At 54.6% G+C, this 13,724-nt stretch carries 12 protein-coding genes and 1 pseudogene; 6 read left to right on the plus strand and 7 right to left on the minus strand.

Annotated features, from left to right (window positions below; all coding sequences use genetic code 11):
* Positions 1 to 282 precede the first annotated feature (282 nt).
* The 5 genes and pseudogenes from DWW12_RS05500 to DWW12_RS09750 all read right to left on the minus strand — a co-directional run.
* Positions 283 to 1,431: pseudogene (locus tag DWW12_RS05500) on the minus strand (tyrosine-type recombinase/integrase); the annotation flags it as partial.
* A gap of 45 nt (positions 1,432 to 1,476) precedes the next feature.
* The gene (locus DWW12_RS05505; protein ID WP_117855396.1) at positions 1,477 to 2,127 is read right to left on the minus strand and encodes an ABC-2 transporter permease; all 651 of its coding nucleotides are present in this window, start codon (positions 2,125 to 2,127) and stop codon (positions 1,477 to 1,479) included.
* Positions 2,120 to 2,980, minus strand: a complete 861-nt coding sequence (locus DWW12_RS05510) for an ABC transporter ATP-binding protein (protein ID WP_004611597.1) — start codon at positions 2,978 to 2,980, stop codon at positions 2,120 to 2,122. Before DWW12_RS05510 ends, DWW12_RS05505 begins: the two co-directional genes overlap by 8 nt.
* Positions 2,973 to 3,356 carry a GntR family transcriptional regulator gene (locus DWW12_RS05515; RefSeq protein ID WP_015564335.1) on the minus strand — a complete coding sequence of 128 codons (384 nt, stop codon included), beginning with the start codon at positions 3,354 to 3,356 and terminating at the stop codon, positions 2,973 to 2,975. The genes DWW12_RS05510 and DWW12_RS05515 overlap by 8 nt, the downstream gene beginning before the upstream one ends.
* Positions 3,357 to 3,383: 27 nt before the next feature.
* Positions 3,384 to 3,860 (minus strand): hypothetical protein, encoded by a 477-nt coding sequence (locus DWW12_RS09750; RefSeq protein ID WP_147345469.1) that lies wholly within the window; start codon positions 3,858 to 3,860, stop codon positions 3,384 to 3,386.
* Positions 3,861 to 4,135: 275 nt separating this feature from the next.
* Here DWW12_RS09750 and DWW12_RS05520 point away from each other — a divergent pair, with 275 nt between their 5' ends.
* Positions 4,136 to 4,567 carry an Hsp20/alpha crystallin family protein gene (locus tag DWW12_RS05520; RefSeq protein ID WP_055251783.1) on the plus strand — a complete coding sequence of 144 codons (432 nt, stop codon included), beginning with the start codon at positions 4,136 to 4,138 and terminating at the stop codon, positions 4,565 to 4,567.
* Between the two features lie 81 nt (positions 4,568 to 4,648).
* Here DWW12_RS05520 and DWW12_RS05525 read toward each other — a convergent pair whose 3' ends face one another.
* Positions 4,649 to 5,458, minus strand: coding sequence for an MBL fold metallo-hydrolase (locus DWW12_RS05525; protein ID WP_089573686.1), 810 nt, complete (start codon positions 5,456 to 5,458; stop codon positions 4,649 to 4,651).
* A 48-nt stretch (positions 5,459 to 5,506) separates the two neighbouring features.
* Between DWW12_RS05525 and tilS the strand changes: the two genes are divergently transcribed.
* From tilS to DWW12_RS05550, 5 genes are all read left to right on the plus strand, one after another.
* A complete protein-coding gene (tilS, locus tag DWW12_RS05530) occupies positions 5,507 to 7,048 on the plus strand; it encodes a tRNA lysidine(34) synthetase TilS (protein ID WP_199407901.1) in 1,542 nt (513 codons plus the stop codon).
* A gap of 147 nt (positions 7,049 to 7,195) precedes the next feature.
* The gene (hpt, locus tag DWW12_RS05535; RefSeq protein WP_055251779.1) at positions 7,196 to 7,744 is read left to right on the plus strand and encodes a hypoxanthine phosphoribosyltransferase; all 549 of its coding nucleotides are present in this window, start codon (positions 7,196 to 7,198) and stop codon (positions 7,742 to 7,744) included.
* A gap of 61 nt (positions 7,745 to 7,805) precedes the next feature.
* Positions 7,806 to 9,875 carry an ATP-dependent zinc metalloprotease FtsH gene (gene ftsH / locus DWW12_RS05540; RefSeq protein WP_255413281.1) on the plus strand — a complete coding sequence of 690 codons (2,070 nt, stop codon included), beginning with the start codon at positions 7,806 to 7,808 and terminating at the stop codon, positions 9,873 to 9,875.
* A 189-nt stretch (positions 9,876 to 10,064) separates the two neighbouring features.
* On the plus strand, positions 10,065 to 11,249 hold the full coding sequence (locus DWW12_RS05545) for a pyridoxal phosphate-dependent aminotransferase (protein ID WP_117736948.1): 1,185 nt from the start codon (positions 10,065 to 10,067) through the stop codon (positions 11,247 to 11,249).
* 126 nt (positions 11,250 to 11,375) lie between these two features.
* Entirely contained in the window at positions 11,376 to 12,236 is an 861-nt protein-coding gene (locus DWW12_RS05550; RefSeq protein ID WP_233544241.1) for a phosphatase, read from the plus strand.
* 77 nt (positions 12,237 to 12,313) lie between these two features.
* On the opposite strand, the gene rlmD is transcribed toward DWW12_RS05550, so the two are convergent.
* Positions 12,314 to 13,528, minus strand: a complete 1,215-nt coding sequence (gene rlmD / locus DWW12_RS05555; RefSeq protein ID WP_369832421.1) for a 23S rRNA (uracil(1939)-C(5))-methyltransferase RlmD — start codon at positions 13,526 to 13,528, stop codon at positions 12,314 to 12,316.
* Positions 13,529 to 13,724 lie beyond the last annotated feature (196 nt).

Here is a 13,724-nt window from a genome sequence, read left to right on the forward strand (position 1 = left end):
GCAGAAGGGGGAGGCCGCGAGGCCTCCCCCTTTTTTGCGTTTACGGGGCGTGAATGACTCAATTACACCAGACGATCTTGTTGTTTTCGGTATTGAGCCTTTATTTAAATAATTTAATAGATTTCTAATTATCTCTTTAGATGTTCTTATATGCCGGTATAGCCCGTTACTTCGGGCTTTTCCGGCACTTTTCATATCGGAAGAACCTCACAAATCTTTTTATTACCCCTCATGTTTTCACTCTCAAAAGTAGTAAAAGTAGTAGTAAATTCTGCGTACTACTTATGCCGCCTTGGTTTCCTCGGCGTTTTCCGCCGCAGTTTCCGGCTTGGCCTCTGTGGTGGTTTTTGCCTTGGCTTGCAGCCGTTCCATTTCCTCCTGTGCGGAATGGAAAGTAGCGTGGGCGTAATAGTTCAGCGTCATTACAATGTTGGCGTGTCCCATGATGTACTGCAATGCTTTGGGGTTCATGCCCGCGTTTGCCATTCTGGTACAGAATGTATGCCGCATGGTGTGCGGCGTCATCACATCGGGCAGCGGCTCCTTGTGGCACTTGTTGTACTTCTTGGCAAGGCACTTGAACATGGCGTCATAGTTGACGGCGGTTTTGGGCAGGCCATCCCGGTTCAGGAACAGGAAGTCCTTATAACCATCAACCTTAATGCACCTGCCGTCCCTGCGCTTCTTCAACACGCGCTCAAACGCTTCATAGGCGGCTGCGCTCATCGGCACTTGACGGAATCCGCTTTCTGTTTTTGGCGCTTCGATATAGTAGCCGTCCTCGGTGCTTCTCAAAAGCTGGTGGTCTACATTCACAAAGCGCTTCTCAAAATTCAGGTCGGCTGGCGTCAGGCCGCAGAGTTCGGAAATACGAAGCCCGGTTTCCAGCAGGATCACCACCTCGTCATAATACTTGGCATAGACAGGATCGTTCTGCATGAAGTCCAAAAGCTCGTTTTCCTGTGTAGGGGTAAGCGGCACCTTTGGTACGGTATCGTCGTTGATAACCTCATTGATCTGGAAGTCAAAAGGATTCTTGCGGAGGCAATCGTCCTGTACGGCCATATAAAAGATGGCTTTTAAGGAACGCTTGCTGTTGCAGATGGTGTTGTAGGCAACGCCCTTTTCCTGCATACGCAAGGCCCATTCTTTTGCGTCGGACAGCTTCACGCTGTCAATGCTGGCCGCGCCCAGCTTATCTTCGGACAGAAGTTTCATTAACTGCTGGCGGCTCTTTTGGGTTCCTTTCCGCACATTCCCGCGCTGCCGGGTGTACTTTTCATAAAGCTGGCACACGGTCATTTTCTTGCCGATGGTGTCTATCCCGTCGTCAAGGTCTTTCTGTATCTGCTTGATCTTCTCGCGCAGGGAAAGACAGGGCCGTTTCCCGGCAGGTACTTTGTCGGTAGGTACTAACTTCCATGAGTAAACAATCAAAAGCACAACTGCCAAAATTGTGAAATCCATACAATCACCTCACATTTCCTTATTCTTCATAACCCGAATGGACAAGAAGATTGAAACCGCATACATCACGACAATAGCAAAAACCGCAAGGAAAACGAGAAGTATCGGAGAAGATTCAACGACTGAAATAATTGAGTTCCCGATAGCTGGCATTTTAGAGAGAAGAAGTAAAGTCACCAAAAAACCGGCCACTGGAATATACATAAATACCCGTCCTTTGATTGAGCCGTACTTGTAATATCCCGGAATCTGGAACACGGTATAGAGTGCAAATAAGAATACTCCTGCAATAGCGGCAGTTACAATATCAAATACGCCAACTGTTTCACCCAGCACTTTCAAGACAAGCGGCTGTGCAATCAAAGAAATAATCAAGGAAAGAAGCCCCATTGCAAGGACAAAAACATAGCGTTCGATCACAAGCTCGCTTTTACGAACAGGTAAAATACCAAACAGACGATCCATGCTGTTTTTTTCTGTGATGGAAAAGGTATATCCCGTCGTCATGGCAATAAAGCACATAGCAAATGATACCCCTGTCAGCAAAGAACGATTGATTGCGGCAAACACAATCGGCAGGAGCAGGGTAAAGCAAATCGTCTTAAAATATGGTTTTACCAATGCAATATCTAATTTTGTGGATTTCAAAATATTACTCATAATCGTCACCTTTCTTGCTTGTAAACACTACAATTTCATCAATGGTGGCAGGATCAACGGTCAGGTTAGGGAAACCGCTAATATCTTCGGTTTTCATCAGAGCCTCAAATCCCGTAGGGAATGTACGAATACCAGCCGCCTTATTTTTCAGATCATCGGACAGTTCCTCAATTCCACCTTTTACAATGCGGAACATATCTACAAAATCATCTTTGCTGCCAGTAAAGTACAGCTCGCCATAACTGATGTAGGTAATATAATCGGCTGCACGCTCCAAATCGCCTGTGATATGGGTGGAGAACAAAACACTATGCTCGCCATCTTCAATATACTCTGAAAGAATTTTCAAAAGTTCATCTCTGGAAACCGGATCAAGTCCACTGGTCGGCTCGTCGAGGATCAGCAGCTTGGCGTCGTATGAAAACGCACAGGCAAGCATTAACTTCATCTGCATACCTTTGGAAAGTTCTTTTACCTTTTTGGTTGGTGCAATGTGAAATTTCCGTAACATATCCGCAAATTTCTGGCTGTCCCAATTTGGATAAAATACCGAAATGGATTTTTCAACCTGCGACACTTTCCAATCATCACTGAAATAATTTGTATCGAAAACAACGCCCAGCTCTGATTTTACTTTTTGTTCTTCTGCGATATTATCCAGCCCCATCACTTTGACTGTGCCACCGGTGCGCTTGAGCATATTCAAAATCAGTTTGATTGTCGTTGTTTTGCCAGAACCATTCGGGCCAATCAAGCCCATAATATATCCCTTTGGCAAAGTAAAGCTGATATTGTGAAGCTGAAAAGAATCAAAAGATTTTGAAAGATTCGTTACCTCTAAATAATTAGTCATCTGTTTTTACCTCCGTTAAAATGTCCAAAAGGCGATGTAATTCCTCTGTGGATAGATTTGCCATTCTTGCAGCTTTTATTGCTTCGGTGAGATTGTTTTCTACTTTGCAAATAAGCTGCTCCTTAATCAGTTCTGAACCAGACCCCATTACGAAACATCCACGCCCCTGCACATTTTTAACAAAGCCCTCTTGCTCTAATTCTGTGTATGCCTTTGTCACTGTTAAGACGCTGATCTTTAAGTCTTTGGCAAGTGTTCTAAGGGAGGGCAAAGTTTCTTCGGCTTGAAGCTCGCCAGATAAAATAGCCGCCTTGATCTGCTGTTTAATCTGCTCGTATATGGGGATGCCAGATACATTTGAAATAATCAGTTTCATTGCTGCATCCTCCGTGTGTTTTAACTGTTATGCTGTTTTGTATAAGAAAATAAATCGTATAACAAGGGCAACTGCTATGGCCGCAATGATCATAAGCAGGATTGTCAGCTGATGCTGCTTGCGTCGTTTACTTGACGAAACGAAGATTGATTTTCCCTGTTTTGGAGTCTCGAGATAGCGAGCCGAATGCGTCAAGGTTTGCTTGGGTCGAGGCCCTCTTTGTTGATGAGCGGCGGATGCTTTCATCGGCTCATCACTAGCTGCGCTGTTTTTAGATAATGGTGCGTCTTTCAGATATACAGGGTCTCCCGAGGCAACGCCCATATGTTTACGTCCCGTTTGGGCTTCTTCGAGCGTTTGATATCGGTTTCTTGTCACATATTTGGGCTCTGGGCCATTGATGGGCTCTTGCGAGATGTGGGGGCGATGGAATCGAATCGGTTGCGGGCTGGATGCTTCGTCCTGCTCCGGCATAAACGTGTTGTCCTGTTTTTGATCGTTCATGATGCCCTTAGCTCGTCATCAATATCGTGTATGCGCCCATTGTAAGCCAGCCGTCTAGTTTTGATGGGATTGCATACATTATTTAAGCCTTCGTTCAAATTCCGATTATTAGACAAAACCTTAGTCAACCAGACTTAGATATGCTTATATCAATAGACTCAAAAAACTTTATAGTCGATGTATATATAAGAAGCGGCTGGGCATATATAACAGCGTCAAAAGAAGTCCCAGTCACCTAGAAGATGACTCGGCAGTCCTTAAAAGGAGTGGTAAACATGGCAAGCATGGTTCCTTATCGTTCGGTTTTTGGCGTTCGTCCTTCTGCTAGCTCGCTGTTCGATTTGTTTGATGATATGACCGATCTTGCAAACAACTCGATTGCTTCCAAGGCGTTCCCCGTTGATGTCGAGGACAAGGGCGATGGTTATGAGGTCAAGGCCTATCTGACCGGCGTCGCTAAGGATGATATCGACGTTGAGCTTAACGAGGGTCGCCTGTCGATTAGCGTGAACGTTGTGGAGGACGAGGAGAACGAGGGCAAGAACTTCCTGCAGAAGGAGTTTAGCTCGTACAGCGCGACGCGCGGCGTGTATCTGAAGGACGCTTCGAGCGAGGGCCTTTCGGCTAAGTATGCTGACGGCATCCTGACCGTTACGGTTCCCAAGATTGTCGAGAAGAAGAACGTTACGAAGATCTCCATCGACTAACGATGGCTCTGCTTCAATCGAGAGTATGAGTTAAGGGGGCTGGGAAGTGATTCCCAGCCTCCCCTTTGTTGTCTTGAGGGGCTATTGAATGGTTGTCGGTTGATATTGGCTTGCAGGGCGTATCGAGAGCTTCCGCGGCCCTTGAAGACGGGTGGCAGAACTGCCGAGTTCATCATCGAGACTTGCATCAAGCGCGTTGGCATAGCTTTTGACGGTAAGGCTTGGACGATTATTGTCCTGGCTGATGTGCATGGCGATGAGTTGTTCGGTGCGATCGGTAACAAGTTCGCGCGCGGCTTCGGCGGCCTGGTTGTTGGAGAGGTGCCCCTTTGTGGACAGGATGCGCTCCTGAAGAAAGCGGGGGTACGCTCCTTCGCGCAACATAGTTACATCGTGGTTACTTTCGAGCGCGAGAACTCGACAGTCTTTGAGGATGCCTATGGCCTTGCTCGATAACTCTCCGGTGTCGGTGGCAAACCCAATGGAATCATCGAGAGCATTAAATCGATAGCCGACAGGATTGATGACATCGTGCGATGTTGAGTAGGTTTGCACGTGGATGCCGGCAATGGGGAGCGTGTCGCCGGGGTCAAATTCCTCTACGGGCAGGTGCGCGAGGTTTTCTTTGCATGAAAGGGTATCCCTGCTGGCAAAGAGGGGACCATGCCAGTGCTTGCACCATACATCGAGCCCCTTGATATGGTCACCATGCTCATGGGTGATTACAAGAGCGGCGACGTCGTCTGCCGAGAGGCCAAGCTCCGCCATGCGTTTAAGTGTCTCGCGGCGGGACAGGCCGTTGTCGATCATGATGAGCCCCTGAGGCCCCTCGACGAGTGCGCAGTTGCCTTTTGAGCCGCTGCCGAGGATATGAAGGTGCAGGCGAGACATAAGATTCCAAAGGATACAATGAGTGCGGACGAATAGAGGAGGAAGCGAATGCCAACGGTATCTCAGCACTATGGACATCATGCCGCGCCGAGGACGGATAAGAGCGTCCTGGCAACGCGGCAGGCCGCTGCCCCCGTAGTGCTCATGGTATCAGGCGGTGCGGACTCGACGGCGCTGCTCCTTATGGCTTGCACATCAAAGCTGGATATCCAGGACGGGCGCGGCGTCGCTCCCATTGCGCGCGAGCGATTGCACGTGCTGCATGTAAACCATCATCTGCGCGGGGAGGCATCCGATGGCGACGAGGCCTTTGTACGTGACCTGTGCGCGCAATACGGCTTGCCGCTGTGTGTTGAGCATGCCTATTTTGATGACGAATCGGGCAATATCGAGGCTGCGGCTCGCGAGGTGCGCTATGCCGCGGCACGGAGATATGTTCGCGAACTTTGTGCCGAATCGGGCGCACCGCGGACGGCGGCTCGTATCTGTACCGCGCATACTTCGTCGGACCGCGCGGAAACATTTTTGATGAATGCCATTAAAGGGTCGGGTCCCGCGGGTCTATCGAGCATTCCGCGCCGTCGGAACATTGTGGTTCGCCCCTTGCTCGACCTCACGCACGATGAGCTCGTGAGCTATCTGCAGGTGCACGGTCAGCCATGGCGGGAAGATGAAAGCAACGAGGACGTTTCGTACCTGCGCAACTATGTACGCCATCGGGTGATGCCGGTGGTGGCACAGCGCAACGCGAGCGTCTGTAAGACGATTGGCGCCGCTTGCGAAATTCTGGGCGACGAAGACGCCTTTCTTTCCCAGCTTTCGGCACAGGCGTTTCGAAGCTGCCTGCGCAAGGAAGCGGCGGGCGCACTTGTGCTCGATGCGCGCCGTCTTGCCGCCGCTGAGGTTGTGATTGCACGGCGTATCGTGCGATTGGCGATTAAGCGCATCGATCCCGACGCGCGACCGGAGATGCGGCACGTGGAGCGCGTGCTCGCCTGCGTCGCTGCGGGCTCGGGCTCGGTTACGCTTCCTGCGGGAATTGATGCCCGTGTGGAGTTTGGCACGCTGGCGTTCAAGGCCCCGGCGGCGCGCGAGGGTTTAGTGGCCGATTGGATCTCCGTTCCCGGTCGTCTGCCGCTGGGGGCGGGGCATATGCTGACAGCGGAGCCGATGGCTGTGGAGCCGGGGTGCAATATCGTGCACCGTGCCCGCGAGCTTGCTGCTGCCGGAAAGGTTGCGGCCTTGGTGGATGCGGCGGCCCTGGGGTTTGCCGACCGCGATAGCGAGCGGATGTTAGCCGGCTCGCGCGGGGAGATTCCCACCGAGGCACGATCGGCGCGCCTGTGGGTGGATAGCCCTGTGCCGGGAGACGTGATGTGCCCGTTGGGGATGAACGGCCGAAGCAAGAAAGTGTCAGACCTGTTGAACGAGGCGCGCATTCCTGTTTCAGACCGCTCTGGCGTACCCGTGGTAAGAACGGCTCCGGGAGGTGCCGTAGTATGGGTCGCGGGCGTTCGCGCGGACGAGCGTTTTAAATGCACGGCCGCAACGCGCGTGGCATATCTGCTTCGTGTGGTCGATGCGGAATAGCGCTTCGCGCCAGCTATTCTGTGCGACGTTGACGGTATTCCCGCGCTGATGGCGCACGTGCTGGTAAATATACCCCGTGCGCTGCTAGAATGTGTAGTTCGCGTCCATGCGGCGGTGCGTGGGCGATAAGCACAAGAAAGGGTTGTCATGGCTTCTCAACATCCGGATATCGAGAAGGTTCTGTTTACGCAGGAGGATATCGACGGTATCGTCTCTCGCCTAGGCGAGCAGATTACTCGCGACTACGCGGGTAAGGATCTGGTGCTGATTGCGGTCCTGCGCGGCGCCGTGGTCTTTATGGGCGACCTGATGCGCAAGATCGAGCTGCCGACCAACATCGATTTCATGGCTGTTTCGAGCTATGGCGACGGTGTGAAGTCCTCGGGCATCGTGCGTATCATTAAGGACCTGGATATCGACATCCGTGGTCGCGACGTGCTGATCGTCGAGGACATTCTGGACTCGGGCCTGACCCTCAAGTACCTGATGAAGAACCTCGAGAGCCGCAAGCCCGCTTCTCTGGAGGTCGCCGCCTTCCTATGGAAGGACGTTGAGGACCGTACCTCGGCCGTCACGCCCAAGTATGTTGGAACCCATTGCCCCGATGCCTTTGTGGTGGGCTACGGCCTCGACTATGCCGAGCGCTATCGCAACCTTCCGTATCTGGGCATTTTGAAACCGGAGGTTTATTCGTAAGATGCCCGACGACCGTAACGATAACAATTCCCAGACTCCCCGGGAGCCTAAGATCCCGGGGATGCCCGGAGGCAAGAAGCCCACGCGTACGGGCTGGCTGTATTTTATTTTGGCTTGCGCGCTTCTGGGCTACGCCTTCTTTAACATGGGCTCCGGCTTTGCCAGCTCCAGCAATACCGTTAAGCTCGCGACGAGCGAGATGGTGAGCGCCATTAAGCAGGATCGCGTCGAAGATTTGACCTATACGGTTCAAGACGGAAGCGTGGCTGGTCATTACTGGAAGACGAAAAAGGACAAGGGTGATACGAGCGAGCTCAAGAGCTTCTCCTCGACCTATGTCGGCTCCGATTCGCTTGCCGAGCTTATGGCGGAGCACCCTGACACCAAGTACATCGTCAACACCAACGACCCCGATTTTTGGGGCGACTTGGCGATGAGTGTGCTGCCGACGATTGCCCTGATCGCCATCATGTTCTACTTTATGCGCCAGATGATGGGCGCCAATAATAGGAACATGCAGTTTGACAAGACCAATGCCAAGACCAACGAGGCTACGCGTCCCAAGGTCAAGTTTGAGGATGTCGCTGGCGTGGATGAGGCGGTCGAGGAGCTCGAAGAGATTCGCGATTTCTTGAGCGACCCGGACCGCTATCGCAAGCTGGGCGCCAAGATTCCCCGCGGCGTGTTGCTGGTGGGCCCTCCGGGTACCGGTAAGACGTTGCTGGCCAAGGCCGTTGCCGGCGAGGCGGGCGTGCCGTTCTTTAGCATCTCGGGCTCTGACTTTGTTGAGATGTTCGTGGGCGTCGGCGCCAGCCGCGTGCGCGACCTTTTTAAGGAGGCCAAGTCTCAGGCTCCGTCAATCATCTTTATTGACGAGATCGATGCCGTGGGACGTCAGCGCGGAGCTGGCTTGGGCGGCGGTCACGACGAGCGCGAGCAGACGCTCAACCAGCTGCTGGTCGAGATGGACGGCTTTGAGGAAAGCGAGTCGGTCATCCTGATCGCTGCGACCAACCGTCCTGACATCCTGGATCCGGCATTGCTGCGTCCCGGCCGTTTTGACCGTCAGGTTACGGTCGACCGTCCGGATGTGAAGGGCCGCGAGCAGATCTTGCGCGTGCATGCCGAGAACAAGCCGATGGACGAGGACGTTAAGTTTGAGAAGCTCGCCCAGATGACCGTTGGCTTTACTGGTGCCGATTTGGCGAACCTGCTCAACGAGTCTGCGTTGCTGGCCGCTCGCCGTCATCGTTCCGTGATCTCGATGGACGAGGTCGAGGAGTCGATGGAGCGCGTGATTGCCGGACCGCAACGCAAGGGTCGCGTGATGACCGAGGCCGAGCGCACCACGATTGCTTACCATGAGAGCGGTCACGCTTTGGTGGGCCACATCCTGGAGCACTCCGATCCGGTTCATAAGATCTCGATCGTCAGCCGCGGTCAGGCCCTGGGCTACACACTGCAGCTTCCGCAGGAGGATCACTTCCTCAAGACCAAGAACGAGATGCTCGACGAGCTCGCCGTGTTCTTGGGCGGTCGCGTTGCCGAGGAGCTCATGTGCGACGACATCACGTCGGGCGCGAGCAACGATCTGGAGCGCGCGACCAAGATGGCGCGCGAGATGGTCACGCGCCTGGGCATGAGCGAGGAACTGGGTACGCAAGTGTTTGGTGAGGCGCAGCATCAGGTATTCCTTGGTCGCGATTACGCCGATCACCAGGATTACTCCGAGGAGACGGCGCGCCGCATCGATATCGAGGTTCAGCGCATTATGCGTGAGGCCCATCGTCGTGCGGTCGAGATCCTGGACGCCCGTCGCGATCAGCTCGATCTGATGGCGAAGGTGCTGCTTGAGCGCGAGACTGTCGAGGGCGATGTCGTGAATGCCCTGCTCGATAACGAGTGGGACGCCTACCTTGAGCGCGAGGGCGATATCCTGGCGGCCAAGGAGGAGCGCAATGCCAAGGCGGCCGGCATGCCGACCAAGAAGCGCGCGCCTCGTATGAGCGAGGAGGAGCTGGCGGCTGATGCCGCGGCCTTTGCGCAGGCGGCCATGCAGGAGGATGCCGAAGCCGCATCCGATGATGCTGATGATGGCCATGCCGTCGTCGATGCCGACGCCGACAAATAGCCTTTGTGGCGAAAGTCTCCGCGGGGAAACCTGCGGAGGCTTTTTCTTTTGAGCGATATGGGGCCGTCTGTTGATTGGGGACAGACTTAAATGAGCGTTTTCACGCATTTAAGTCTGTCCCCAATCAACATTGCTGCGGCACTTTGCTCAGCTAAAGCGTACAATAGCGCCTATGCGAAAGGGGAACAGATGATCAATGAAACTATGTATGCTCGCGGTGCGGAAAGCTCCATCATCCGTGAGATCTTTAGCTATGGCCTTGAGCGCAAGGCACAGATCGGCGCGGAGAACGTATTCGATTTTTCGCTGGGTAACCCGAGCGTTCCGGCACCTGCCGCCGTGGCTGAGTCCATTAAGAAGGCCTTGGAGCTGCCGAGCGACCAGTTGCATGGATACACGCCTGCGCCGGGTCTGCCGCAATGTCGAGCGGCCGTCGCCGACTCGCTCAACCGTCGCTTTGGCACGAGCTATGAGGGCAAGGACGTCTTTATGACGGTGGGTGCCGCGGCTTCGCTCACCTGCACGCTCAATGCCGTTACGAACCCGGGCGATGAGGTTGTTGTTATCGCCCCGTACTTTCCGGAGTATCGCGTGTGGATTGAGAAGGCCGGCTGCACGTGTGTTGAGGCGCTCGCCGATGAAGATACGTTCCAGCTGAGCGTGAGTAACGTGCTCAAGGCGATTACCGATAAGACGGCTGCCGTCATCATCGACTCGCCCAACAATCCGACCGGTGCCGTATATACACGCGACACGCTGACGCGACTGGCCAATGTTCTGCGCGAGGCCAACGCTCAGCGCGATCCCGAGAATCCGATTATGCTCATCTCTGATGAGCCGTATCGCGAGATTGTCTATGGCGCCGAGGTGCCTTGGGTGCCTTCGATCTACGAGCACACCATCGTGTGCTACTCGTATTCCAAGTCGCTTTCGCTACCGGGCGAGCGCGTCGGGTGGATCCTGGTTCCCAATACGAATCCTCAGGCAGCTCGTCTAATGCCCGCCGTTGCCGGTGCCGCCCGTACGCTGGGCTTCGTGTGTGCACCGGCGCTCTTCCAGCGCGTGATCATCGATTGCATCGATGAGCCGAGTGATGTCGAGGCCTATGCTCGCAACCGCACCGCGCTTACCGACGCACTAGCGGAGTACGGCTACACCTATGTTGAGCCGGATGGTGCATTCTACCTGTGGGTGAAGGCACTGGAGCCCGATGCGAATGCGTTCTGTGAGCGCGCGAAGAAGTATGAGCTGCTTGCGGTGCCCTCGGACAGCTTTGGCATGCCTGGTTGGTTCCGCCTGGGCTATTGCGTGAGTTACGAAACGATTATCAATTCGCTACCCGCTTGGAAACAGTTGGCGGACGAGTATCGTTAAAAGTAAAGCGCTCTGCTTACAATGTTTTACGTGAAACGGGGTTTGGTGTTAAGCCAGACCCCGTTGTCTATGCCGTTGTGTGATTGGGATGAAGCAGTTTTACGACTGCCGAAAGCTATGCGTACAATGAATATACGCGACGGCCATGCTGGACAAGGAGACCTGATGCCCTACCTGCTTTCCTGTGATATCCATACTCATACGATGTTCTCCGCGCATGCGTACTCAACCATTGAGGAGAACATCTATTGGGCGGCGGAGCGTGGCCTTCAGGTGCTCGGTTCCGCCGATCATTTCAGCTCGATGGTTACGCCTTGCCCCAATGACCTGTGCAGTTTCCAGTTCTTTATTAACCAGGATATCTGGCCGCGCATTTGGAGCGGCGTGCTGGTGCTCCGCGGCGCCGAGGCCGATATCGTTTCGCTGGACGGAAGCTTGTTTGGCGAGGACATTCCCGTTTCGCTCAATATCGCCGGCGATTCGTATAGTCGTGAGCATTCGCTGTTCGATTTGGTGACGCGTAATTTGGATTATTTGGTGGCAAGCGTGCATAACCCGCAGTTTGCCGAAGGCGCGACGCTCGCCCAAACGACCCAGATGTACATCAATGCCCTGGAGCACCCCAAGGTGTTCATGCTGGGGCATGCGGGGCGCTCGGGCGTGCCGTTCGATATCGACGAGGTGCTGTTGGCGGCTAAGGCCAAGCACAAGATTATCGAGATCAACAACCATAGTCTTGAGCACGGTGCCGACACTGAGCATTGGGCCGTATGCCGCAAGATCGCCGAGCGCTGCGCCGAGTTGGGCGTTGGCATTGGCGTGTCGACCGATGCCCACATTGGCATGGCCATTGGCAAGCTCGATCACGCGCGCAAGATGCTCGACGAGATTCACTTCCCGCTGGATTTGATCGTGACGCGCGATCGCGAGACGCTGCTGCGCGAGATGGCGGCAGCCGGCGTGTGCGACCTGCGCAAGGGCATGTAACGGCGTTCATAAACCAAGTAAAGGGGGCGGCCCAGATGGGTCGCCCCCTTCTTGTCCCAAAAATCTACTGGGGTGGATTAGCGGCGCTCGAGGACCACGACGGTTTCGGTGTGGTCGGTATGGGGGAACATGTCGACCGGTGTGATCTTGAGCAGGCGATAGCCTCCATCGAGGAGCTGGTGCAGATCGCGCTCTTGGGTCACGGGATTGCAGCTGATATAGGTGATGCGGCGTGGCTTGAGCGCGCAAGCGGCTTCGAGGAACTCGGGTGTGGAGCCGGCGCGCGGCGGGTCGATGGAGAGAACGTCAACACGCTCGTTGTTGTCGGCGGCATCGAGGATATGGTCAGTGGCATCGTCAGCCATAAACCACGCGTTACGGGTAAGGCCGTTGAGCTCGGCGTTGCGACGTGCGTCGGCAATGCCGGCGGGGTTGCGCTCTACACCGAGCAGCATAATGCCGGCACCTTTGTCCTGGGCATCTTTAGCTGCGCACAGGCCGATAGTTCCGCTACCGCAATAGGCGTCCATGAGTACGTCACCCTGCTGCAGATCCATACCGTCAATGGCGAGTTGATAGAGCAGTTCGGTCTGCTGCGGGTTGGTCTGATAAAACGCGGTGGGGGAGATGTCGAAGTCGCAGCCGAGCAGTTGATCGCGCATGCATTCGGCTCCATAGACGATACGGGTCTCCTCGCCCAAGATGGCATTGCCGGGGCGTCCGTTGATGTTTTGGGCGACGGTGACAATATGCGGATCGAGTGCGGCGACGGCCTCAAAGAACTCCTGCGCATGCGGCAAGTCGCGCTGAGCGGTCACGAGGGTGACCATAATCTGGTCGGTGCGCCAGCCGCAGCGAACGACGGCATAGCGAAGCAGCCCCAGATGCTTGTCTTCGTTAAAGGCGGGAATGTGCAGACGTTCGGCCTCGCGAGCGATGCCGTTGAGAATCTGACGAGCGCCCGGCGCCTCGACAGGGCACTCGGGTACGGCAACGATCTTGTGCGTGCCGCGCTCAAAGAAGCCGCAGCGGACAGCACCCTCCTTACCGGGAGCAAACGGAGTGGCAGCCTTATGACGAAAACCACGCGGCGCAGGATATTTACCCGGGTCTCCCAGGGTGACTCCCATACCGCGAATGGGGTCGACGCTAATGCCCTCGCGCTCGCAGAGCTCAGCAAACAGCTCCTCCATAGCAGCCTGCTTGGCCGCCAACTGCTTCTTATAAGGACGATTGAGTGCCGTACACCCACCACAAGCCCGCATGATGGAACAAGGCGACTTGGGATCCACAGCCTTACGCGCAGACGAAGCTGGATCTTTATGCGAGCGCTTGGAGCGAGTCTGAGATGCCTTATCCTCGCCTCGACGAGAGCCAGAACGCTTGGCCTTAGCCCTGCTCTTAGTCGATTTGCTTTTTGCAGCTTTAGAAGACTTGGATTTCGTAGAAGATTTCTCCTCCTTTGACCCCTCAGCCGCCTCGATCAAA

Origin of the sequence: Collinsella sp. AF14-35 (assembly GCF_003464565.1) — a bacterium.
Taxonomy (GTDB): Bacteria; Actinomycetota; Coriobacteriia; order Coriobacteriales; family Coriobacteriaceae; genus Collinsella.